The organism is Mesorhizobium sp. M4A.F.Ca.ET.090.04.2.1, from assembly GCF_003999085.1.
In the GTDB taxonomy this organism is placed as follows: Bacteria; Pseudomonadota; Alphaproteobacteria; order Rhizobiales; family Rhizobiaceae; genus Mesorhizobium.
On sequence record NZ_RZOT01000005.1, the window covers coordinates 1 to 22,725 of the forward strand.

The following is a 22,725-nucleotide window of genomic DNA, read 5'->3' on the forward strand; positions in this document are numbered from 1 at the left end:
ATCATGTTCTGAGCGAGCTCGGATGGGCAGGCTTCACCACCAACAAAGTGGCCGAGACGGCCGGCGTCAGCATCGGCTCGCTCTATCAATATTTTCCAGACAAGCTGTCGCTGCTCGAAGCGATCCGTCGCCGCCATTTCGATCAGGTGCTGTCGGTGATCGCCGAATCAGCCGAAGGCGGCAAGCCGCTCAGGCGATTCGCGCAGGAGCTGGTGCGCGGCATGATCGAGGCGCACAGCATCCATCCGACGCTGCATCAGGTGCTGCTCGACGAGGCGCCGGGCGATCGCGGCTCACGCGCCGCGCATGCCTCGTTCCAGACCCGCTATCTCGAACACTACACGGCCGCCGTGGCGCAGTACCGCAGGCGCCGGAAAGACGTCGAGACGATCGCGCGCGTGCTGTCCTCGGCGGTCGAGGGCGTGATCCACAATGCGGCGCGACGGGACATGCTGGATGCGCCGGAACTGCGCAAGCAACTCGTCGAGCTGATCTGCGCCTATCTTTCCGGCGCGCGGACAGGATAGCCGCGCCTAGCGCAGCACGCGGCAGCGGCCGTTGTAGACCATCCAGCGGTCGAAGCCCGAGACGCAGAATTCGACATTGTCGCCGATCGATGCGAAGCCCTGGCCCTCCTCGATCAGGTACCAGATGGTACGGGCGCGGCCGTCGGACAGGCTGACCGTGGCGCCGCAATAGCGGCGGCCGATCGGCCATTCCTCGCTGGCCGGCAGGTAGCGGTGCTGGTGGATGCGGCTGAAATCGGTGATCGCGACATCCGGCAGATGCGGGACGTGGCGCACCTGATAGGCGAAACGGTCGGTGATCTTGTTCAGCACCCAGGCCTCACCGCAGACGCCGCTGTCCTCGTCGGAATAGACGGCGAGGTCGGCGGCATGCGCCGCCTGGGTGAAGCCAAGCGATGTGCCAAGCGGCGTGCAGAGCGAGATCAGCGCGGCAAGAGCGGAACGAGCGAAGCGAGTCATGGCAGCCTCTCGAGATCGATTGTGCACACTGTGCGGATTCGCTTGGCGGCGGTCAAGCGATTGCGACGGCAATGGTTTCCGAGGCGTGGCCGCCGGCATCGGCGGCCGATCCCAGCCGGCGCAGGCCATCCCATCCGCTCGCGCCAACGGGCTGGGTGGAAGCCACGCCGCGCGGTCAGTGCCCTACTCGCCCGCCAGCCAGTCCAGCGTCCAGCGCGACGGCTGCGCGACTGCCGTCACCTTGTGCAGGGCCGGCAGCAGGATCCGCAACTCGCCTTCCAGCGTGAACGGCGGATTGACCACTACCATGCCGCTGCCGTCGAGGCTGGGCTCAGTTGATGCCGGCCGGATCTCGAAGCCGATGTCGAGCAGTTTCGGGATGCCCGTCTCCTTCAGCGCCGCCCTGAACGCCGCGACCGCCTTGCGGTCCTTGATCGGATACCAGAGCGCGTAGATGCCGCCCGGCCAGCGCCGGTGCGCTCTCGACAGCCCGTCGACGATGCGGGAGAACTCCCCTCCCTCCTCGAAGGGCGGATCGACGAGCACGAGGCCCCGCTTCTCCTTCGGCGGCAGGTGCGCGCCGAGCGCCAGCCAGCCGTCGAGCTCGATCACCCTTGTCTGGAAATCGCCGGCGAAGACCGCCTTCAGCCGCTCCGCGTCATGCGGATGCAGTTCGATCGCCGTCAGCCGGTCCTGTTTGCGCAGCAGGTGCCTGGCGATCAGAGGCGAGCCGGGATAGTTCTTCACCCCGCCCTCGGGGTTCAGGGCACGAACGGCCTCGAGATAGGGCGCCAGCAGGGCGGTGACCTTGGCATCCAGATGCGCGTCGACCAGCCGGCCGATGCCGCCCAGCCATTCGCCGGTCTTCTGAGCTTCCACCGACGACAGGTCGTAGCGGCCGATGCCGGCATGGGTGTCGATGACGCGGAAGGCCTTGTCCTTCTGCTTCAGATAGTCGAGCAGACGCGTCAGCACGACATGCTTGACGACATCGGCGAAGTTGCCGGCGTGGTAGGCGTGGCGGTAGTTCATGCCGCCCTCAGTTCGACAAGCCGCCGCGGCCCCAGCGCGGCGGTGGCGGCTGCGAGTTGGGGTTCTGTGGCCTGCCGCCGCGACCGCCGAACGCGAAGGAAAGCACCAGCCCGATCAGCCCGACGCCCATCATCGCGTAGCCGACCGGCCGTGCCCGCTCGTCGATGGCGCCGGCTTCTGCGCGCAGCACGAGATCGACCGCCCGGATCGGGATACCCTCGGCATCGCCCGGACCGACGGTAAAGAGATAGGGGCCGGGGCTGACCGCCTGGATCACGCCCGCCTCGTCACGGAAGATCTTGTCCGGCAGTTGCGGGCTTGCCTGGCGCGGATTGTCGGAATGACTGAATTGGAGCGTCGAGGCGAGCGCGGTGCGGCCGCCGGTGGCGGCGGTCAGCGTCAGCACGGTGCGCTGTTGCGAGACGATGCGCTCGGCCCGCGCCGTGAGGTCGACCAACACCCTCAGCGGCGCGTCGCGCGCGGCGAGCGGCACCGTCACCGGCCGGAAGCGGCCCTGCTCATACACCCGCCAGGTGCCGATCTCGTGGCCGGAGAAATTGCTCATCGCCCAGGGATAGAGGACGCCGATGGCGACGCCGGCGAGGAGGACAAGAACGAAAAGGAAGCGCATCGAAGGCCTTGGCTAGCTAATTCCCGTGGCCGCGAGCGCTTCCACCTTTTGCGGTCGCGGCCCGAGCACCATCGCGAATCCGCTCCATTTCGTCCAGCAGCATCTCCAGGCCGAGATCGAAGGTCTTGTCGAAACCGGCGGTGCCGAAATAGGCCCCGGCCGCCACGACGCTGGGAAAATCACGGGCAAGCTCTTCGTTGCTGACGGTGGTGACCGCCGACGGGCCTTTGGCGTAGCCCGCGGTCTCATCGAGGATCGCCCCCATCAGATAGTAGCCAGCGGCGCGAAACAGCCGGGCGCTAAGCTCGGGACCGAATCCGCCCGCCTCGAATACGCCGATGATGCTGTTCAGCTTGGCCAGACATGGCGGCGAGTTCATGCGGTAAACGACGATGAACGGCGCGAAGGCCGGGTGTTCGGTGGCGACACGGCGGAACTCCTGCATACCGACGCGGACCCGCTCACGCCAGGGCAGGCTTTCATCGGGGACCACCAGCGCGCTCATCTGCCGATCGACAAGCGTCTCGTAAAGATGCGCCTGCGAGGGGAAGTGATGGTAGATGCTCATCGCCTCGCAGCCGAGCGCGGCGGCCAGCTTGCGCATCGAGAAACCGGAAAGCCCTTCCCGCTCGATCACCTCGAAGGCGGCGTCCTCGATCATCTCGCGGGACAACCGGCCGCGTGTTCGCTTTCTTTTGCTCGATGAGTCCATGGCGGCGCTTGACAACTTACACTGTAAGGTTCATTTTCGGCCATACCTTACATCGTAAGGCTATCAAATACCAGAGGAGAAACAATGTCGACCCATCGCACGCTTTCAAATTCCACCCTTCGCCTGGCGTCCGCATCAATGCTCGCGGCCGCTTGCGCCTTGACCCTGACCTTGGCCTCGGCGCCTGCCCAGGCCGACGACTACGACGCCGCCATCAAGGACATCCAGTCGACCATGGGCGGCGTGCCGAGCTTCGTGAAGCAGTTCCCGAAGGCCGGTCTGCCCGGCGCCTGGGCCGAGGTCAAGGCCATTGAGCTCAGCGACAAGACGGCGCTGCCGCCGAAGGTGAAGTCGCTGATCTCGCTGGCGGTCGCGGCACAGATTCCGTGCAACTACTGCATCTGGTCGGACACGCAGGACGCCAAGCGCGCCGGCGCTACCGACGAGGAGATCCAGGAAGCGGTGGCGATGGCCGCGATCACCCGCCACTGGAGCACCATCTTCAACGGCATGCAGGTCGATTTCGAGCAGTTCAAGAAGGAGATGGGCGGGGAGTAGGCCGCCGGTGGCAAAGGTTTCGACATGATCGACAAGGCCCGCCGTTCGCGGGCCTTGTCGTCCATTGGTGAGCCCCCTTCCTCCCAATAGCGCAGGTGGCTCGAATGCCTGCCCGGACGTCCTCGGATGTTATCCCCGCAGGCGGTTTTTCGTCGGGCGACGCCCGGCTCGCCCATTGCACCCCAGAGTGGAAACGCCACTGCGAGCCGGGTGAAACCCGGCCGGCCGCCGGCACCGAGCAGCACCGCCTCAACCTGCCCTGCAGGCGGGCGACGGTTCCCGGCTCGCCCCCACGGCGACCCGCGCAGGACTGCCAGCAATTGCGCCAGTTTTCGCCGAGACTGTTTGTGGTCCGGCTAACCACATCTGTATTTCCCAAGCTTATCCAAGGACATCCGCAGCGCGTCGAAAGATAGACTTGCGATGCACTTGCCGGCTCGATCATCCGACACCTTCAAGCCCGCCAGTGCCGTTGGCCACAAAGCTTTCCCAGCGACTGGAGTGCCTGCTTCGCCGCTGCCTGCGACCGCTACGGCCTCGCCATTCCAGGCCGGCGGAAAAAGCCGATCCGCGCGGCTCATGATTAACCAATCGCGAACGAGTGAGGTTAACAAACAGCTAATTTAGTTGACTACTATCCCCACAGGTATATTTTTATATGCGTTGGGTGTGCAATTTGGGCGAGCAAGATCGGCGATGGTGGCAACCAGACGCGTGATCGCGATTCACGGGGCATAGCAGGCTGAGCGGCAACCAATAAGCCGTACAGTACAGCTCCCGCAAACTCAGACGTTTTTACGCACATCATGGGTGATGGCACCTTTGGCTGACGCCGGGGGTTCGCCACGGTTTCAGGACTTGGTCGAGCCTTGCCCGACCGGGGTGGTGGTGTGCGTGCCGCGTAAGGGGGAGTCATGAGCAGGATTATGAAGGTCGTGAAACTTGGCCCGGGGGCTGGCCGCAAGGGCGCCAATGCCGATCGTGGTCGTGCGCTGGTCGCCGGTGGCGCGGGGTTCCTGGGTTCGCATTTGTGCGAAAGACTGCTGCTGGACGGATACGAGGTCGTCGTCCTCGACAACTTCCACACCGGGAAGCGCTACAACCTCAATGGCATGCATCGCGACCCGTTCTTCACCTGCATCAAGCACGACATCGTCGATGTGCTGCCGATGGACCTTGCGGTCGACGAGATCTACAACCTCGCCTGCCCCGCCTCCCCGCCGCATTACCAAGCCGATCCGATCCATACGTTCAAGACGAGCGTGCTGGGGTCGATCAACCTTCTGGAGCTCGCCCGTCGCCACAAGGCCAAGATCTTCCAGGCTTCGACCTCCGAGATCTACGGCGACCCGCTGGTGCATCCGCAGCCCGAGAGCTATTTCGGCAACGTCAACACGCATGGCCCGCGCTCCTGCTATGACGAGGGCAAGCGCTCGGCCGAGACGCTGTTCTACGACTATTCGCGGACATACGGCATCGACGTCCGTGTCGCCCGCATCTTCAACACCTATGGCCCGCGCATGCAGCCCGACGACGGCCGCGTGGTGTCGAACTTCATCGTCCAGGCGCTGCGCGGCGAGGACATTACCGTCTACGGCAGCGGCACGCAGACGCGCTCATTCTGCTTCGTGGACGACCTCATCGAAGGCTTCATCCGGCTGATGAACGCCCCGGCGGCGGCAGCGCACCCGGTCAATCTCGGCAACCCCGTCGAGTTCACCATCATGGAGCTGGCGGAGCTGGTCGTCGGTTACACGAACTCCCGCTCGCGCATCGTGCACCGGCCGCTTCCGGTCGACGATCCGAAGCAGCGCAAGCCCGATATTTCCTTCGCCAGGCAGCATCTCGGCTGGGAGCCGAAGGTCGCCTTGAGCGAAGGCCTCGCCCACACCACGGCGTATTTCGACGCACTGCTCGGCGGCCGCCGGTTCGCTGCCGCGCGCAGCAGCCACAGGTGGGCCAGGGAGGCTGCCGTGTCATGACTCGTCGCCCCGTCCTCGTAACCGGTGGCGCCGGCTTCATCGGCAGCCACACCTGCAAGCTGCTCTCGGCAGCCGGTTACCTGCCGGTGGTCTACGACAATCTGAGCCGCGGCAACGAGGAATCCGTCTGCTGGGGTCCGCTGGTTGTCGGCGATATCCGCGATCGCCGGGCGCTCGATCGGGTGATCACCACCCGTCGGCCACAGGCGATCATCCACTTCGCAGCACTCGCCTATGTCGGCGAGTCGGTCGGCGAGCCGGCCGACTATTATTCGACCAACGTGGCGGGAACGATCTGCGTGCTCGATGTGGCGCGGACGCATGGCATCGACAACATCATCTTTTCCTCGAGCTGCGCGACCTACGGCGTGCCCGAGACCCTGCCGGTGCGCGAGACCTCGCCGCAGAACCCGATCAGCCCCTATGGACGCACCAAGCTGATGGGCGAGCAGATCATCAAGGACTATGCCGCGGCCTATGGCATGAAATACGCGATCCTGCGCTACTTCAACGCCTGTGGCGCCGATCCCGAGGGCGAGCTTGGCGAATGGCATACGCCTGAAACGCACCTCATACCCAGAGTATTGATGGCGGCGTCCGGTATTATCGACGCGATCGAGGTTTTCGGCACCGACTACGACACGGCCGACGGCACCTGCGTGCGCGACTACATCCATGTCAGCGACCTTGCCCGCGCGCACCTCAAGGCCCTGATGCATCTGGAAACCGGCGGCGACAACCTTTCGGTCAATCTCGGCACCGGCCGAGGCGTATCCATCAATGAGATCCTGGACGCGGTCGGCCGCATGACGGCGCGACCGGTTCCAGTCGTCCATCGGACACGGCGTCCTGGCGACCCGGCCGAGCTCTATGCCGATCCGAGCCTGGCGCGCGAGCAGTTGGGCTTCGCGGCGGAGCTCTCCGACATCGACACCATCGTCAGAACGGCCGCACCCTTCTTCGGGCTGGGTCCGGCAACGCCGGCGCCGGCAATTCCTGTCCCGGCTGTCACGGCCACGTCGCGCGCCAGACGCGCGCCGCGCGGCACGAACACCGGCAAACAACGCCAGCCCGCAAGGCTGACAGTCGTCCCAGTGAGTAATGTGTCGGGGCGCGGGCTCGCTGAGTTGGGTTGAGGGCTCTCTCAGCGGGCCTCTTCTTGTCTGATCTGCCTGCGGCGGCCAGACCTGATTGCCGGAGCGGTTCGGCTTTTTGAATTGCCGACCCGCTCGAAATATTGTTCTACGCAGTTCCAGGCAACCACTACGCACCTTCCTGGAATTGCTTCGGGCGGTTCAGCGTTTCATGAAATGCTGAACCGCCCTATTTCTTTGTTCGACCGGATCCGTTTCAGCGCAGGCGCTTCAGCTCTTGGACTCCACCAGCTTGCGGGCCGTATCGAACTCAATGCTCTTGGCGTCGCCTTCCTGGAATTTCCGATGCTCGTCGGCGGCATTGCCCGAAGCGTGCTTGAAGCTGTACCATCCGCCACCGGGCTCCATGCGCTGCTCGACATTGCCGTTATGGATGCGATGGCTGAAGCAGGTGCGGATCGGCGTCGCGGCATAGGTCTTGGACCGCCAGACAAGCTCCATGCACATCTTGCCGTCATTGGTCAGCAGCCATCTGCCTTCAGCGATGGAGGTGGAATCCGGTTTCGCCGTCCAGGCGCGCAGGCGCCTGTCCTGCGCGAAATAGGCGGCTCCATCCGCCCAGTTCCACGTGCGATCCGCGTAGTAGAGCTGCATCTCGAACGCCGTTGGAACGGCCTGGGCGGGGGCACGATCCTTCGCGGCTGCCATATTCACGGCAGCGGCAAGCTCGCCACACGCAATGAGAGCCATCAGCCAGGCGCGCCTCGCAAATGGCCGTTGCCGCGCCCGACTTTCCGCTTGATATGGCAATGCGTATTGAGCAGTCGGTATGGTGCGCGGTCGCATGTTGGTGGTCGCCTCCCCGATCCAGCGCCAACACGCACTCCAAGCCTTCCCCAAGGCATCGCAGTTGCCGCCCCCGCCCGCTATTAACCGCCACGCGCAGAGCGGTGTCAATCGGCGTTGTCGAACGGATCGAACACACCTTCTCGACGGGCCGGAACCAAGCTTGTGGATTCCAACAGGCTGCTAGTCTATAGGAGCAGCCGCATCGAAGGAGCCGCGGCCTTTGGGCTTTGGGCCTACGGGCCGCCGACAACCGGCAATGGATCCGATCCCCGGCCGATGCCGGGAATAGCGGACATCATCCGATGCCCACCGGAACGCGGTGGCGGAAGCCTGCGGAGAATTGGTTGAAACGAGCAGTCTCGATAGTCGTTACCCTGGCGCTGCTGGCCTGGCTTGCCAGCGACGCGCGCTGGAAGATGGTGGGCGACGCCTTCGACCGCGTCACGCCCGCCGCCTTCGTGGCCGTGGCCGTTGCCTTGTTCGTCACCTACGTGCTGCGCGCGCTGCGTGTCTGCGACGAATTCCGCGGCGAGGTGAACGGCCGTTTCGGCGCCTGCCTGCGCGTCATCCTGATCCACAACGCGATGATCAATGTCGTGCCCTTCCGCGGCGGCGAGACGGCCTTTCCGCTGCTTTTGCGCCAGGTTTTCGGCATCCCGATCATGCGCGCCAGCGCCTCGCTGCTATGGTTCCGGCTGCAGGACGCCTTCGTCGTCGGCATCCTCGCGTGCCTGGTGTGGCCAGGGCTGCATCCAGCGCTGCGGGCTGCGGGGATCGCGGCGCTGATGGTCGTCGCCTGGTACCTGCCCCGCTGGGCGCGCGCGCCGCACGACTGGGCGGGGCGCGGCCGGGTGGTGGCCAAGCTCGGCCGTATTCGCGACATCTTCACCGAGGCGACGGGACGCTCCCGCTACGGCTGGTGGTGGACGGTCGCCAACTGGGCGCTGAAGCTTTCGGTGCAGGCATGGCTGCTGGCGCTGATGCTGGGGACATCCTTCACGACCGCCTTTCCGGGCGTGGTCGGCGCCGAGGGCGCGGCTATCTTGCCGGTGCAGGGCGTCGCCGGCTTCGGCACCTATGAGGCGGGCGCGGCGGCGGCATTGCTCACCTCCGGCATCGCCTTGAAAAGCGGCCTGCAGGCGGCGCTCGCCCTGCATCTGTTCATCTTCGGCTCGGCCATCGCCACCGGCGCCATCGCCTGGCTGTTCCCCTCGAAATCAACGCTACCGGAAGATCCGGCCGCGGAAGCTGCAAGGAAGCCCTCGCTATGAACCTGCTGCCCATCCCTGCATCGGGTTTGCCCGACGGCGCGGTCATGCCCGAGCATAAGCTCTCGATTGTCATTCCGATGTACAACGAGGCCGACAATGTCGAGCCCCTGCTCGCCCGCATCCATCAGGCGATGGAAGGCTACAGCCAGCCGTGGGAAGTGGTGCTCGTCGACGACGGCAGCACGGACGCGACGCCGGCTGAGATCCGGCGGCTCGCCGCTGAATACGGGCCGCACGTGCACGCGGTCGAGCTGGTACGCAACTACAAGCAGACCGCCGCCATGCAGGCAGGACTCGACGCTGCGCGCGGCGATGTCATCGCCACCCTCGATGGCGACCTGCAGAACGACCCGTTCGACATACCGCGAATGGTCTACCGCCTGCTCAACGAGGACCTCGACCTCGTCGCCGGCTGGCGCAAGGACCGCCAGGAGGGCTTTCTGATGCGCCGGCTGCCCTCGCGCATCGCCAACAGGTTGATCGCGCGCGTCACCGGCGTGCGGCTGAAGGATTATGGATGCAGCCTGAAGATCTTCCGCGGCAGCGTCATCCGCAGCGTCAGGCTCTATGGCGAGATGCACCGCTTCATCCCGGCCTGGCTGGCGACGGTGACGACGCCGCGGCGCATCGCACAGGAAGTGGTGACCCATCATCCGCGCATCCACGGCCAGTCCAAATACGGCATCTCGCGCACCTTCAGGGTCGTGCTCGACCTGGTGTTCATGTATTTCTTCATGCGCTACCGCACGCGGCCCGGACATTTCTTCGGCGGCATCGGCATCGTGCTCGGCGCGGTGGGCTCGCTGGTGCTTGCCTATCTCCTGTGCCTGAAACTGTTGCTCGGCCAGGACATCGGCACGCGCCCGATGCTGTTCACCGGCTTCTTCCTGCTTATCGCTGGGGTGCAGATGGTGACGTCCGGTGTGCTGGCGGAATTGCTGGCGCGCGTCTATCACGAGGCGAACGGGGTGTCGGCTTATGTCGCGCGGCCGCGGCCGGATGAAAGCGACAGCGACGGCTGGTATCGCCTGGCGTCATGATTTGACCGGACTCTCATGGAACTTGCGCCAGCAATATCCCACCAAGGCCCAGGCGCGGCAGCGCGACGCTAGAACCTGCCGCGGTTGCGAGGTCGAGGACGGGCTGCGGAAGTTCGTCGACTGGTACCGCAGGCAATGGCGGCCGGAGGGCAAGAGGCAAGGCGCAAGGCCTGCGCCAGCCTCTCGCCCTCGGCTCGCGCCCCCCGGCGAAAGATCTGTGTCGCGAACAGTGGTCCGAATGCCGACTGCCTGTCTCGCTGCTCCGGAAATATTAGAGGGGGCTGATTAAAATTCAGGCAAACGGCGTGGTGAGCACCGTCTTTAACCGCCGTGCCGGATATTATTAGAATGCGAACGATCGTCCGGGCATCGAGGGGCGCCCCGCCCAACGCCCCCTACACGCATCCGTCGACAAACGGGCCGTTCACCCACAGCGATCCGTTGTTGTACATGCTGGTGCCGCTGCCATCGGTGTAGCCGGTGGCCCGGTTGTCGATGTGCAGCCTGCTGTTCGGCACCAGCTGGCCGTTCACCTTGACGCTCTTGATGAACAGGTTGCGATCGCCTGGCTTGCCCTGCCCAGCCCACAGGTCATTGGCAAAACGAAGCTCGATCAAATGCGGGCTGGCCACGGCGCTGAGGTCGACACGGAACGGTTTTGCATCCGCCGACGCCGCCTGCAGCTCGGCGCCGATCTCGTCGGGCGTTACGGCCTTGCTTTGCACGCCCGACACGTTGATCTGGGCGACGGGCTTGCCATCCACCAGGACATCCAGGCGCGGCGGTCCTTCGAACTCCGTGCCGGTGGCGTCGATCTCCAGGTTGGTGACGGTGCAGCGCGCGGTGTTTTTGGCCTCGGCAGCGACCAGATCGGCGACGCGCCGCCGCTGCGACTGCACCCATCCGGCGATCGGCTGCAGCAGCGCGTTGCGGTCGCTTTTGTCGTTGAAGAGATTTGTCCGCTCGTCGGGATCGGCCTTGAGGTCATACTGCTCGACCTTGCCGGTGGTCGCGTTGAAGACGACCTTGCGGTCGTCCTCGCGGTAGCCGAACAGGAAGCCAGCCCAGGGATTGAAGAAGAAGGTCTTGTTCGGCCGCTGCTCGCTGAACAGGCTGCGCCCCTGCCACTGCTTGGGCAGCGGAAGACCGAGTATGTCGAGGATGGTCGGGGCGATGTCGACGATGCCGCCGACGGAATGCACGACCTGATCATGGAAGAGATGCTTGTTGATCATGATCAGCGGGATGTGGACGTTCTCCTCATAGATCGCGCTGGCATGGACATAGTCGTCATGCTCTCCGAACGCCTCGCCATGATCGCCAAGGATCACGACCAAAGTCGAATCGAGCTTGCCCGACTGCTTCAGCGACTCGAGGATTTCGCCAAGCGCCGTATCGCCGACCTTGAGGGCATTGAGGTAGGCATTGAATTTTTCGTCGTCCGAGTAGTGGACCAGCCCGGTGTGGGAGGAAGGCGCCATCTTCGAGAACATCGGGCTGTCGGTGATGTAAGGATAATGGGTCATCGCCGTGAACATGATGGCGAAGAAAGGATTCCCCTCGTCCTTGTTCATCCAGTCGATGGTCGACTGCGCCGTGCACAGATCACTGTTGTAATCCATGTTCTTCCACTGCTCGGAACTGAGCTTGAAGGTGGGAGTGGCGCATTTCTGCCCGCGATAATCCTGGATCGTATCAAGCCCCTTGTTGAGCAGGAATTCGTCGACGCGCTGGAACCGGGAATCCGCGCTCCAGAAGAAGCCGGTGCGAAAGCTGTGCGCGGAGAGCGTGTTGGAGATCGAATCCAGCGGCAGATACGGATGCTGCATCGTCATGCCGTAGTATGAGATGTCGTTGTACATCGAGGTAAACAGAGAAAATAGCGAGTAATGCGTGGAAGGGGCATGCGCGTAGATGTTGTCGAAGCGTATGGAGTCCGCGGCATAGCTCTTGATGTTCGGCGTGACCGGGTACTTGCCGCCAAACGTCTCGATGTATTTTGACGGCACCGACTCCATCATGAAGATCAGCACGTTCTTGATGGGATTCGGCGTCGGCGCCTTGAAGCTGGAGGTTTCCGGCGGACGCTCGCCGACGCTGGCGACATCTGGATCCTTGTCGTTGGCGCTCATGGTCAGCACCACCGGCGTCGGACTGAGCAGGGCCGATTCGACGAAATGCACGATCGGATTGTCGATCTTCGCCGCCGGCAGCGCTTCCGCATGCACGTGATAGCCCGTGCCGACCAAGGCGCCCGCGACGCCGAGCACGAGTGCGCCCAGAAGGACCCTGTGACCGATGACACCCAGCCGCAGCCACAGTCTGGCCGCGGCAGAGCCGAGAACAAGCACCAGGGCGATGGACACCGACAGGATAGCGACTTCCCTGAAGTTGAGCGCGTCGCCCATGGCGTTCCTGGCGTCCGCATTCTGGAGGAAGTCGCCATAGACCAGCCACTGGAAGGTGAACGGCTCGCCCAGCATCTTGACCAGATTTATGTTCGCAAACCCCCAGCTCAGCGACACCAGGACGGCAAGGTAGAAAAGGAAGAAGACGACGGCGGACCCAAGACGGCTGGCCTTGAGCAGAAAGAGCAGGATCAAGGCTGTCACCGTCATCGACGCTATGACGACGAGGTCGTAGTAGCTCGATGCCAATCCCTTGGGGATGGATGCCACAAGGCCCCCAAGCGTCGTTTGCGGATCGACGATGATGCTCCGGTAGACGCCAAGCAGCAGCCACGACAGCAGACCAGTGCAAATGATCTGCAGGCTCATGCACCGGAAACGCACGTCGCGCGCCGAAATCGGGCTCACCTTCGATGCTCTCCGGACGCTCACGGCTCTGCCCTGCCCGCCATGCCGGTACGGCTCGCCGAGCCAGTGCCGCCAATGATGTCGGCAATCGCAGCAACACTCATAGGAATACCCGCCGCCAGTTTGCGCTTCGGCCCGGCCACGGCCAAAAGCCTTCAAACCCCCATGACAGAATCGGTCTGCGCCGAAAAAGAGTCAACAAAATCAAGCATGCGTTAACCAAGCTTGTTGAGGATTGGTTAACCGAACGCCTGATCGACGCAGCTTTTGGCCCGCCGCCTGCCGGTCCGGACATCGGCTAAGGGTCGGAAGCCGACGAACTTTCGACGCAGGGCGACGGCGGCGCCGCGACCGCCCTCGCCGCCCGCACCGCCCTCACCCCAGCGCGTATAAAGCTTCCGTGGAAATGGCCCTGAAATAGGCGGTGAATTCCCAGTAGTTCTCGATGCGCTCGGCAAAGGGGCGCGGCGGCGACTTCAGGGTCTCAGTCTTGAAACGGTCGAGGCGCTGGGAGCCGCCGAGATAGGCTATGATGGCATTTCCGACCAGCGGATCGGCGATGTCGCCATAGTGGATCGGGAAATATGGCTGCCCGGTCTCGAACAGCACGGATTTGATCTTGGCCCGAAACAGGTTGAGTTCGTTGAGGTAAGAATTAAACCGGTCGATGTCGAAACGCACTTTCTTGCGGTCATCGCCAGCGGGCAGCGGCTCCGAGGCATCGACAGTCCAGACGCCGGACGCCTCGGCCTCAAGCAGTGAAAGGAAGGACGCGACCGGGTTCCTGACGAGCCAGAGCTTCTTGACGCTGTCGTCTTCCAGCACCGGAAGAATGGCCGGCCGCGTCTGCTCGGGAAATAGGTGGAAGCCGACAAAGCGGGCCACCGGGTCGTCGAAGATCCGCGCGATGAATTGCTCGGGGTCGGCGTCACGCACCTCGACGGCCTCACGGGGCAGGTTCATCTTCTCGTGGTAGTCGTTGCGCAGGCCGACAAAGGTCGAATTGAAGACCTCGCCATGCATCACCATCCCGTCATACTGATTGAGATGGCGGTTGAGCGCTTGGGATCCGGTCCTTGGCGAGGCGATAAGCACGAACTTTTGACATGGCTGCATTCGCACGAGGCCCGCGAAGACGACGACGGCACCGAAAATACACCAACGACCCCTTGGATCAATTGCACCGCCGCAGCATGGATCGGCGATGGCGGGCGCTGCCCAGCGCCCGCCATCGTGATGCTTTTCAACACTGGTTCGCGGGATCAGCCGCCGCGCAGTCGGGTCGGACCGAGGCTGGCGATGGTCGTGCCGCGCTGTTCGGAAGGACATGTCGGCAGAAAGCGGCTCGCATCGGCGTAGGTCATCGTCGCGATGGAACCCTTCAGCCCGCCGCGCTTGGCGATCCAGCCGCGAACCCAGCCGGGATAGTTCTTCATCATGAAATTGGCGGCCACCTGGTTGCCGCGCGCGCCGGCGCCATACGGCAGGTGAAAGCCGAACGACGCGCGCTGCGTGATGCAGACCTTGCTCCTGGGCATCGACAGATAGAGTGTGCAGGCCGAGTCGCAGGCGCCGCTGAAGCGCACGAAGGTGCCGCTGCGGCGCATCTTCAGCGCACGGATAGCATAGTCGATCACATAGCCGCCGCGGTCGCCGCTGATCGTCTTGACGTTGGCACTGCCGAGGTTGATGCGCGGCCGCATAAGTTGGTCGGCGGAGCTCGCCGAGACCGTGGCGCCCATTACGACGAGCGCACCGAGAAACATCATTGTCGTTTTCATTTGCGCCTCCTGATATGCCGTCATGACTAGCCAGGAGCCGTAAAGATTGCTTATGCCGCGTCGCTAAAGTTGTAACAGTCGTTTGATTGCACAGCCATTTTAGGAACTGCTTGAGGACTTGGTTTACCGACAGCGCAGAAGCATGATCACCAAAAAGTAAACCTGGCACGGGCATCATGACGGAAGGGATCGCGCCGCGGAGGCGCTTGCGGTGGAACTGAACAAGGAATTTCGATGGCCGTTGGTGGCAAGGAGCTAAGGCCGTTGCAGCCGGAAGGCGGGCGTCGCCGCGTCTGTGTCATGACGAGCGTGATCGGCCGTCGCGGCGAAGACGAAGCGGCCATGGTCGCGCTGGCCAGGCTTTTCGCCGCGGACGGCGACGAGGTCACCCTGCTATGGGTGCCGGGCCAGCAAGAGCCCTCCTCCGAAACGATGGCGGCGCACCGCCACGCGCTGGAGACGACCTCGGTCCGGCTGCATGTGCTCGACAGCTCGGATCGGTTGCTGCCCTCGCTGGCGACGCCCGAGAGCCGGTCGGCCGCCGTGCTGCACTATCTCGAACGGTCCGGCCACGACCTGGTCTATGCGCCGCTCGAGGGCGGGCTGCCCTACTTCACCTTGCTCGCGGCCGAGACAGCAGCGTTCACCGCGCCGCCCATCGTCATCGTCGCCCATGCTCCCGCGCAATGGGAGCATGAAGCCGACAAGGCATTCATGGACAGCACCTCGGCGATTGCCGTCGCCTTCATGGAGAAATATTGCGCCGAGATGGCCGACGGGACGATCTGCGTGTCGGCAGCCTTACGCAGGTGGATGGTGTCGAAGGGCTGGAAGGCCAGGAAGTTTTCGGTGATACCGCTGTTGCGGGACGCTGTAGACCCTGCCGGCGCGCTGCCGTCGACCGGCAAGGGAAGCGCAAGCGAGCTTGTCGTGCTGGCCGGGTGGCGGCATCGCGATGGTCTGACGCTGTTGTGCGATGCGCTGGACATCCTTGCGACGGCGGCGCCCAAGGACCTTAGCATCACCGCCTTTGGTCCGTTCGGAAGGATCATGGGCGAGCATAGCGGCGGACTGGTTGTGCGGCGCGCCGAGCGATGGCCGTTCAAGCTTAACCTGTTGGCGAATGCGGACCTGAACACAAGGCTCGACCGTGCCGCCAGGACCGGGGCGCTTGCGGTCGTTCCCGCGCGGGCCGCATCGACCGGCGCGACCGTCGCAGCCTGCATCGAGGCGGGGTTGCCGGTCGTTGCGACCAATGTCGGCGCGAACGCCGAGGCCTGGCTGGCCGAGGCGGGCCAGCCAGGCCTGGTCGAGCCCGACCCCGCCGCGCTGGCGCAGGCGATCTCGGCGGCGCTCGACGATCCGCCGCGCGTCCAGCGGATCGACCGCCTGCGCCAAACCCGGCAGGCCTGGCTGGATACGCGCGATCCGCCGCGCAGGCGGGCCCGCAAGGGCGCCGGACCATCGCCGCTGGTTTCGATCGTCATGGCCCATCGCAACCGGCCGTCCTATCTGAAACAGGCGATCGCGGCGGTCGAGGCTCAGACCTACGAAAATCTGGAACTGGTGCTGGTCGACGACGGCAGCGACCTGGACGAAGCCAGGCGATTGCTGGACGCGCTGGAACCGGGCTTCCGCCAACGCGGGTGGAAGATCCTGCGCCGGCCGCACAAGCACCTCGGCGCGGCCCGAAACGCCGGCATTCGCGCCACGCAGGGCGAACTGGTCCTGTTCGCCGATGACGACAATGCGCTGTTCCCGGAGGCGGTCGAGCATTTCGCCCGCGCCATGTCGGCTTCGGGCGCGGATATCTGCACCGCGTTCCAGTTGATCTTCTACGAGGACACCGTGCCCGACGACCGCGGCGACGGGCTGATCCACTATCTGCCGCTAGGCGGCCCCGACGCGCTCGGCCTGATCCACAACGTCTATGGCGACGCCAATGCGATGGTGCGCCGGTCTGTCTTCTCGCGCATCGGATACCTGGTCGAAGAGCCGGGCTATGCTATGCACGACTGGGAATTTTTCGCGCGGGCCTCGCTTGCCGGGCTGAAAATCAGGCCGATCCCGAAGCCGCTTTACTGGTACCGGTCGAAACCGGACGGCATGTTCCGGATGTCTAACTGGTATGACAATCGCCGCCCGGTCCTGAAGACATTTGGCTCGAGCCAGTTCGATGGCGCCGGGCTGCTGCACCAACTGGCCATCGCCCAGAATACGACACGGTCCGAAATCGAGAGCGCACGCGAGAACCTGCGGTACACTCCCGCCTATCGAGACTATCTGGAGCTCTGCGACCTCGAGCCGAACAGCGATGCGACCCTGGAGAAGCTGGCGCGCATCGCCCGCTCGGTGGGCCGCGGCGATACCGCGGCCGGCTTGCTTGGACGGCCCGCAGCTGTTGATGTCACGGAACGTCCCGATGATGGCGGCGGTTCAACCATCCTCGTCTTTGATGTCTTGCGGACCGCCAGGCTGCTGACGCCGCGCGTCTCGGCCCTGCCGCTGCTGCTTGTCGCGCCGGATGGCGGCGGGGTGTTCCTGCGCCCCCACCCCGACGGCGCGGTGGCGGCCTCGCTCGATCATCAGTTTCCTCCCTTCTTCCGGGCGATCGAGGCTACAGTCGAAATCGCGCATGCCGACGCGCCGGCACTGGACTTCGCGCTTGCGCTTGCCCGCCCCGATCAGACCATCGACTGGCAGAGGGACATATCCGGGCAGACCCTTGCCTTCTCGGGCTGGATGACGGTCGCGGACAAATTCGCGCGCCGTAGCCTGGTGGCGACGCTTCGTGCACGGCGCAAAATGCCGCTCTCGATCATGCTTGCGGTTCGTTTCGCCGGAAGCCCCAACGGCGCTCCGACCAACGCCTTCTTTCGGACGCTGACACTGATCGGCGACTGAACCGCGTCGTGCGGGAACGGATTCAGCCGGCGCGCTTCAAATCTTTGTTTTCATGCACGTCGTTCTCCCAAAAACCGCCGGAGCGTTAGGGCGACATGCAGCGCGTCGGCCGCGGATCCGGCCGTTAACCTTGCGCCAGGATGGCGCCCGGCACGCCACGGATATGGTTGACAAATTGCTAACAAAACAATAATTTCAATGTGGTGCGTGGTGAAAGGGGCTTGTTATGCGTAAAATCCAATCGCTACTATTGGGTGGGCTAAGTATTCTTGGCGTGAGCGTCGCTTTCTCTGGCGCGGCGCAGGCGCAATTCGAAGGTGGGATCCAGGAGGCCGAGCTCGCTTGCGAGCAGGCCCTGAAGATCGGTACGATCGAGGCGCTCGAAGACTATCTGCATCGTTATCCTAATGCTCCGACGGCCTGCAAGGCGCTTGCCCTGAACACGCTGGCGCAATTCAATCCGAACGGCGGCGACGGAAATAACGGTGATGGCGGCGGCGGTTACGGCGGGTAGAATCAGCCGTATCCACAATTCGATCGTTCGTCAGTTCAAGTGGCCGCGCTTTGACGCGGCCTAACGGCGTTTGAGACGAACTCGGCGTAGCGATCCGAGGTTCTCATCCAGCCGAGTTCGACAAGTTGCGCGGCGTCACGATAGCGAACGGAGCGTTGGTCCCGAAGCGACAGTTTCGGATCGCGCTCCAATGCCTCCATGTAGGCGGCGCGCTCCTCCAGGGTCTTTTCCTTAAGCTGCGTGTTCTCGCTCAGTGACGACGCTGATTTCTGGCGGAAACCCCAGACGAATTTGAAATGCAGCAGCGCGACGCGGAGCTCGCTGAACTGAACCTTGCTGATCGTGTGCTGGGCCACATGATAGCGCCTGCCCCGCTCCCATCGCACGATCGGCACCTTGGTCAGACATGGCGGGAAGGTCTGCTTGAACCGGCCGTGCCAGAAGACGCGCTCCCTGACGCCACCGAACATCTGCTGCGGCGGGTACTTGCCGTCACGCGCCCGCAGCCAGCCCGGTTCCGGATCGAAATAGGGTGAGGCCTCGATAAGCGGGAGCGTGCCGTCATAGTGGCACTCCGCCAGCGGGCCGTCGGCGTACATGTCGATCATAGAGCCGATCACCGCGTCGGCGTCGGTCGAGTCAAGATAGTCGCAAAGCCGGTGCAGGCTCACCCGCTCGAAATCCGGGTAGACCAGCAATTCGTCGGCGTCGATCGAGAGGCACCAGTGGCCAGTGCCGAAGACGTTCATCAGCGTGTTGATCCAACGCGGCGGATCGATGTTCTCGGCGAAGTGCGATCCTTCCGTGTGGAAGCAATGGCTGTCCGGCTGCTCCAGGATCAGTTCGAGCGTCCCGTCCGTCGAACCATTGTCGAGGAAGAAGAAACGATCGACGCCGAGGCCGCGATAGTGATCGAGAAGCTTGGGCAGCAGTGTCGCTTCATTGCGCAGTCCGACAAAGCACAGGATCTCGCCCTTGCTTACGTCGATCTGCCGGTCGTCCAGCCGTTCGAGGTGTTTCGGAGATCGATGGCCAAGCATGCGAGCGTCATGATCCGGGTTACGCGAAAGCGAGTGGGTATTGTGGCTCCGCGCGGCGATTATCCCCGCGAGACAATTATCAAAGTGTTATCCTACTGTTGGCAAGACTGTCCGCTGCCGCTGATGATCAAGGGGGACTGATTGAGCATTGGTTCTAAGCTAGGCGCGACGCCCAAGGCCAAGCGACAGGCAAGCCACAAGCCCCGCAATGTATGCGTCGTTTCAGAGGTCGAGTTCGGTTCGATTTCGACCGCCGATCCGGGGTCGGCGACCTACGCGCTGGCGCAATATCTTGCGGTAACCGGCGACACCGTCACGCTGCTATGGGTGCCGAGCCCGATCGGCAGCCAGCCCGACGAGGAGGAGATCGCCAGGCTCGGCAAATGGTGCTTCGACAATTTCCTGGTGCGGCTCGAACTGTTGCCGCAGTCGCCCGAGCTGCTGCGCGGCCTGGACTCGAGCGACAAGCATTCGGTGGCCGTCTACCATTACCTCAAGCAGAACGCTTACGACGTCGTCTACTTCGCGCTCGAGGGCGGACTGGCGCATTTCCCGACCGTTGCCAAACGCACCGGGGTCTTTCCCGATCCGCCCGCGATCGTCGTGCTCGCCCACGAACCGCTGGTGTGGAAGCTGCAGGCCAATGGCCGGGCGGTCGAGCGCAAGGAGCAGATGACCATCGCACATATGGAAAGGACCTCGGCAGAGACCTGCGACCATCTCGTGGTCACCGGCCAGTCGGTGCTCGACTGGATGACCAAGGCAGGCTGGAAACTGCCCGCCAGCCGCCACGTCGCCGTCCCGCTCGTGCCGGAGGAATGGCGTTCGAACTTCCACTCCGATCCCTATCGGCGGCGACCGCGGCTCACCACCGAAATCGTTCATTTCTCCGGCACCGAGGCGCGCAGCGGGCTGACGCTGTTTTGCGATGCGCTCGATCGTCTGGCCGACAGCGGCATCACCGACCTGGCGGTGACGGTCGTCGGCGCGTTTGGCCATATGCTCGGCGAGCATTCGGGCGGGATGATCGTCCGGCGCGCGCGGCAATGGCCGTTCAAGCTGAAGCTGCTGCCCATTCGCGACGAACCCGAGATCTTCCGATACCTGCGGCAGAGCCATGCGCTGGTGGCGATCACGCATGCGGCTGCGCAGCTTCCGATGGACGTGGTCGCATGCCTCGACGAGGAGGTCTCTTTCGTCGCGACGGACGTCGGCAGCATACGCGACATGCTGCACCCGAAGTCGGCCGACACCGTCATGATGGAGGCTTCCGCGTCCGCCATCGCGGCCAAGATCGCGGAGGCGCTGCAAAGCCGCGCGATCAGCCCGGCGAAGCCGCTGCACGGGCGTGCGGCGCGCGAGAAGGCCTGGAGCCGGCTGCACGCGAAATTCCGCCGGGAGCCGCGCAAGGCCGCCGGCTCGCGGCGGAGCCGGCCGCCACTGGTGTCGATCATCACCGCGCACTACAACCGGGCGCGGCTGCTGCCGCAGGCAATCGCCTCGGTTCGGCGCCAGGACTATCCCAACATCGAACTGATCGTCGTCGATGACGGCAGCACCGATCCTGAGGCAATCGAACTTTTGGCCGACCTCGAACCGGAGTTCGAGCAGCGCGGCTGGCGGATTATCCGGCAGAAGAACGGCTTCCTCGGCAAGGCGCGCAACACAGGCATCCGCGCCGCCAAGGGCTCGCTGATCCTGTTCCTGGACGACGACAACGCACTCTTCCCGAACGCGGTCAGCACGTTCGTCGCAGGCATGCAGAATTCCGGCGCCGACATCTGCACGACCTTCGCCAAATGGCTTAACGAACCCTTCGTGCCACCGGATACTAAGGGCGGATACATGCTCTACTTTCCGGTCGGAGGGCCGCCCGACATTGCGCTGATCACCAATCCCTATGGCGACGCCAATGCGATGTTCCAGCGCGAGGTGTTCGACAGGGTCGGCTATCTCAATGAAGAGCGCGGCTTTTCAGCGAGCGATTGGGAATTCTTCCTTCGCGCGGATCTGGCGGGCCTCGAGATCATCACCGTGCCGGAGCCGCTCTATTGGTACCGGTCGGCGCCGACAGGGATGAACCGGAATGCCGAATGGCTGAGGAACCGCAGGCCGATCATCGACGTCTTCCGCAAGCACAAATTCGCGCATACGGACATGTTCGTGCAGCTCGGCATCAGTTCGAATACCGCCAGTCATGAAAAGGACCTCAACCTCTGGAACCTTGAGCTGCGCGTCAAGGACGAGCGCTATCTCAGGCTGAGCTCTGGCCCCGCCAACGCCGCCGATGCGATGCAACTGCTGGCCGAGATCGCGGCCCGCGAGGGCAGGCCAGACACGGCGATCTCGCTGCTCGCCCATGCCGGCCGGTCCGACTTCACACTCGGCGTCGTCGACATGCTCAACGCAGCCGCCGACGAGACCGTGCCGGAGCTGCATTCCTCGCTTTACCGCGAGCAATACCTTTCGGCCGAGCCGCTGCGCCTTGCTCATGTCGCTTCGCATCCCGATGCCGTTGCGGATTTGCTGAGCTATGTCGAACGATCGCCGGATCAGCTGTTTCTCGAAGCAAGGGGCGGCAACGTGACGATGGCCCTGCTGAAGGGCGTCTGCCCGCCGGGCGTCATCGGCGCAAGCTGCTGGATCTACCTCGACGAGGACCTTACTGGAACCGCGCAGTTCCAGCTTGCGATCGTCGACGCGGAAAACCAGACTTTCGGCGAGCTTGCCGGAATGCTCGATTTTGATGGCGGGAGCGGCTGGGCCGATGTCAGCCGGCCGCACGAGCCGCGCGAAATAAGAACGGCCATCAGTTCGCCGGCGTCGGGCCGGCGCGATCTGCTGCTCGCGGTCCGGTGCGGCGGAGGCCGCCCGCAGGCGCGTGTGCTTGGCGGCTTTTCGAGCATCCAGATTCGCCATGTCGTTTCGAACGGGGCGAGACACCCGCGTCTCAACGCGCCGCAGGAGCGCCGGCGCATGCGCCGGATTACCAATGACGAGATCAAGCAAGCCTCGCTCGTAACCAACCATCCCTCCGACCTGCCGACGCTGCTCGTCGCCGGCGACGATGGCGGCCTGTTCCTGCGGCCGAACACGCATGGTCCGGTTGTCGCGGCCCTCAAGTCGGCTTTCCCGGCTTTTGCCAGAAGTGTCGTCGCGACGGTGGAGATCGCCCATGAGGAGGCGTCGCCCTTCGAGTTCGCCATGGCGCTGGGCAGGCCGGAGGAAAAACTCTCGTGGAAAGGCGATGCCCCGAGCGGCGCCCTCGCCTTCTCCGGATGGACACGGGTTCCGAGACCTTTCGAGCTGCAGGATTTGAAAGTCTCGATCCGGGAAATAGATCGCAAATGGCTGACGATCTACCTGGCCATCCGCCTGCCGCGCGGCTCCAGGCCGATGCCGTCCAATGCCTTCTGGCGCAAGCTGCTGCTGTTGTGGGACTGACGAGCGCGCCGGCCGCGGTTTGCCACCTTGCCGCAGTAAAGAATGCGGCGTTAGACTAAGCCGCAGCGAGA

19 protein-coding genes are annotated in these 22,725 nt (G+C 63.9%); 10 read left to right on the top strand and 9 right to left on the bottom strand.

All coding sequences use genetic code 11. The annotated features are described in order from the left end of the window. A partial coding sequence (locus EN781_RS01055) for a TetR/AcrR family transcriptional regulator (RefSeq protein ID WP_145965432.1) occupies positions 1-527 on the top strand: 527 nt, incomplete at its 5' end. A 6-nt stretch (positions 528-533) separates the two neighbouring features. Here the strand turns inward: EN781_RS01055 and EN781_RS01060 are convergent. The 4 genes from EN781_RS01060 to EN781_RS01075 form a co-directional block, all read right to left on the bottom strand. After that, positions 534-986, bottom strand: coding sequence for a hypothetical protein (locus EN781_RS01060; RefSeq protein ID WP_126055607.1), 453 nt, complete (start codon positions 984-986; stop codon positions 534-536). A gap of 183 nt (positions 987-1,169) precedes the next feature. Then, a complete protein-coding gene (locus tag EN781_RS01065) occupies positions 1,170-2,018 on the bottom strand; it encodes a 23S rRNA (adenine(2030)-N(6))-methyltransferase RlmJ (protein WP_126055608.1) in 849 nt (282 codons plus the stop codon). 7 nt (positions 2,019-2,025) lie between these two features. Beyond that, on the bottom strand, positions 2,026-2,649 hold the full coding sequence (locus EN781_RS01070; protein WP_126055609.1) for a hypothetical protein: 624 nt from the start codon (positions 2,647-2,649) through the stop codon (positions 2,026-2,028). A gap of 16 nt (positions 2,650-2,665) precedes the next feature. Continuing rightward, positions 2,666-3,310: a TetR/AcrR family transcriptional regulator gene (locus EN781_RS01075; protein ID WP_245455527.1), complete on the bottom strand. Its 645-nt coding sequence runs from the start codon at positions 3,308-3,310 to the stop codon at positions 2,666-2,668. Positions 3,311-3,499: 189 nt separating this feature from the next. On the opposite strand from EN781_RS01075, the gene EN781_RS01080 reads away from it, so the two are divergent. The 3 genes from EN781_RS01080 to galE all read left to right on the top strand — a co-directional run bounded on the left by EN781_RS01080 (position 3,500) and on the right by galE (position 7,037). Further along, entirely contained in the window at positions 3,500-3,919 is a 420-nt protein-coding gene (locus EN781_RS01080) for a carboxymuconolactone decarboxylase family protein (protein WP_126059154.1), read from the top strand. Between the two features lie 914 nt (positions 3,920-4,833). Further along, positions 4,834-5,901, top strand: a complete 1,068-nt coding sequence (locus EN781_RS01085) for a UDP-glucuronic acid decarboxylase family protein (RefSeq protein WP_126055611.1) — start codon at positions 4,834-4,836, stop codon at positions 5,899-5,901. Continuing rightward, entirely contained in the window at positions 5,898-7,037 is a 1,140-nt protein-coding gene (galE, locus tag EN781_RS01090) for a UDP-glucose 4-epimerase GalE (RefSeq protein WP_126055612.1), read from the top strand. The genes EN781_RS01085 and galE overlap by 4 nt, the downstream gene beginning before the upstream one ends. A gap of 228 nt (positions 7,038-7,265) precedes the next feature. On the opposite strand, the gene EN781_RS01095 is transcribed toward galE, so the two are convergent. Further along, positions 7,266-7,745: a DUF995 domain-containing protein gene (locus EN781_RS01095; protein WP_126055613.1), complete on the bottom strand. Its 480-nt coding sequence runs from the start codon at positions 7,743-7,745 to the stop codon at positions 7,266-7,268. A gap of 443 nt (positions 7,746-8,188) precedes the next feature. Here EN781_RS01095 and EN781_RS01100 point away from each other — a divergent pair, with 443 nt between their 5' ends. Both EN781_RS01100 and EN781_RS01105 read left to right on the top strand, forming a co-directional pair. Further along, the gene (locus tag EN781_RS01100) at positions 8,189-9,115 is read left to right on the top strand and encodes a lysylphosphatidylglycerol synthase domain-containing protein (protein WP_126055614.1); all 927 of its coding nucleotides are present in this window, start codon (positions 8,189-8,191) and stop codon (positions 9,113-9,115) included. Continuing rightward, entirely contained in the window at positions 9,112-10,155 is a 1,044-nt protein-coding gene (locus EN781_RS01105) for a glycosyltransferase family 2 protein (RefSeq protein WP_126055615.1), read from the top strand. The genes EN781_RS01100 and EN781_RS01105 overlap by 4 nt, the downstream gene beginning before the upstream one ends. A gap of 395 nt (positions 10,156-10,550) precedes the next feature. Here EN781_RS01105 and EN781_RS01110 read toward each other — a convergent pair whose 3' ends face one another. Then, on the bottom strand, positions 10,551-12,971 hold the full coding sequence (locus EN781_RS01110) for a sulfatase-like hydrolase/transferase (protein ID WP_127399714.1): 2,421 nt from the start codon (positions 12,969-12,971) through the stop codon (positions 10,551-10,553). 5 nt (positions 12,972-12,976) lie between these two features. Here EN781_RS01110 and EN781_RS01115 point away from each other — a divergent pair, with 5 nt between their 5' ends. Then, complete coding sequence (locus EN781_RS01115; protein ID WP_127399715.1) at positions 12,977-13,273, top strand: hypothetical protein; 297 nt, start codon at positions 12,977-12,979, stop codon at positions 13,271-13,273. A 73-nt stretch (positions 13,274-13,346) separates the two neighbouring features. Here the strand turns inward: EN781_RS01115 and EN781_RS01120 are convergent, their stop codons facing one another. Together EN781_RS01120 and EN781_RS01125 are read right to left on the bottom strand one after the other, a co-directional pair. Continuing rightward, positions 13,347-14,087 (bottom strand): hypothetical protein, encoded by a 741-nt coding sequence (locus EN781_RS01120; protein ID WP_126055617.1) that lies wholly within the window; start codon positions 14,085-14,087, stop codon positions 13,347-13,349. A 146-nt stretch (positions 14,088-14,233) separates the two neighbouring features. Next, the gene (locus EN781_RS01125; protein ID WP_245455529.1) at positions 14,234-14,752 is read right to left on the bottom strand and encodes a hypothetical protein; all 519 of its coding nucleotides are present in this window, start codon (positions 14,750-14,752) and stop codon (positions 14,234-14,236) included. 234 nt (positions 14,753-14,986) lie between these two features. Here EN781_RS01125 and EN781_RS01130 point away from each other — a divergent pair, with 234 nt between their 5' ends. Together EN781_RS01130 and EN781_RS01135 are read left to right on the top strand one after the other, a co-directional pair. Beyond that, positions 14,987-17,656 (top strand): DUF6212 domain-containing protein, encoded by a 2,670-nt coding sequence (locus EN781_RS01130; RefSeq protein WP_126055618.1) that lies wholly within the window; start codon positions 14,987-14,989, stop codon positions 17,654-17,656. 226 nt (positions 17,657-17,882) lie between these two features. After that, entirely contained in the window at positions 17,883-18,170 is a 288-nt protein-coding gene (locus tag EN781_RS01135; RefSeq protein ID WP_126055619.1) for a hypothetical protein, read from the top strand. A gap of 35 nt (positions 18,171-18,205) precedes the next feature. On the opposite strand, the gene EN781_RS01140 is transcribed toward EN781_RS01135, so the two are convergent. Continuing rightward, on the bottom strand, positions 18,206-19,210 hold the full coding sequence (locus EN781_RS01140) for a glycosyltransferase family 2 protein (protein WP_126055620.1): 1,005 nt from the start codon (positions 19,208-19,210) through the stop codon (positions 18,206-18,208). A 141-nt stretch (positions 19,211-19,351) separates the two neighbouring features. Here EN781_RS01140 and EN781_RS01145 point away from each other — a divergent pair, with 141 nt between their 5' ends. Further along, a complete protein-coding gene (locus tag EN781_RS01145; protein WP_126055621.1) occupies positions 19,352-22,654 on the top strand; it encodes a DUF6212 domain-containing protein in 3,303 nt (1,100 codons plus the stop codon). Positions 22,655-22,725: the final 71 nt, after the last annotated feature.

Bases quoted from the DNA above. Each gene is read 5' to 3' on its own strand.
- EN781_RS01075 (WP_245455527.1), bottom strand. From the start codon at position 3,310: ATGATCGAGGACGCCGCCTTCGAGGTGATCGAGCGGGAAGGGCTTTCC.
- EN781_RS01125 (WP_245455529.1), bottom strand. From the start codon at position 14,752: ATGAAAACGACAATGATGTTTCTCGGTGCGCTCGTCGTAATGGGCGCC.
- EN781_RS01065 (WP_126055608.1), bottom strand. From the start codon at position 2,018: ATGAACTACCGCCACGCCTACCACGCCGGCAACTTCGCCGATGTCGTC.
- EN781_RS01135 (WP_126055619.1), top strand. From the start codon at position 17,883: ATGCGTAAAATCCAATCGCTACTATTGGGTGGGCTAAGTATTCTTGGC.
- galE (WP_126055612.1), top strand. From the start codon at position 5,898: ATGACTCGTCGCCCCGTCCTCGTAACCGGTGGCGCCGGCTTCATCGGC.
- EN781_RS01140 (WP_126055620.1), bottom strand. From the start codon at position 19,210: ATGCTTGGCCATCGATCTCCGAAACACCTCGAACGGCTGGACGACCGG.
- EN781_RS01105 (WP_126055615.1), top strand. From the start codon at position 9,112: ATGAACCTGCTGCCCATCCCTGCATCGGGTTTGCCCGACGGCGCGGTC.
- EN781_RS01095 (WP_126055613.1), bottom strand. From the start codon at position 7,745: ATGGCTCTCATTGCGTGTGGCGAGCTTGCCGCTGCCGTGAATATGGCA.
- EN781_RS01130 (WP_126055618.1), top strand. From the start codon at position 14,987: ATGGCCGTTGGTGGCAAGGAGCTAAGGCCGTTGCAGCCGGAAGGCGGG.
- EN781_RS01060 (WP_126055607.1), bottom strand. From the start codon at position 986: ATGACTCGCTTCGCTCGTTCCGCTCTTGCCGCGCTGATCTCGCTCTGC.
- EN781_RS01085 (WP_126055611.1), top strand. From the start codon at position 4,834: ATGAGCAGGATTATGAAGGTCGTGAAACTTGGCCCGGGGGCTGGCCGC.
- EN781_RS01070 (WP_126055609.1), bottom strand. From the start codon at position 2,649: ATGCGCTTCCTTTTCGTTCTTGTCCTCCTCGCCGGCGTCGCCATCGGC.
- EN781_RS01115 (WP_127399715.1), top strand. From the start codon at position 12,977: ATGCTCTCCGGACGCTCACGGCTCTGCCCTGCCCGCCATGCCGGTACG.
- EN781_RS01080 (WP_126059154.1), top strand. From the start codon at position 3,500: ATGCTCGCGGCCGCTTGCGCCTTGACCCTGACCTTGGCCTCGGCGCCT.
- EN781_RS01120 (WP_126055617.1), bottom strand. From the start codon at position 14,087: ATGCAGCCATGTCAAAAGTTCGTGCTTATCGCCTCGCCAAGGACCGGA.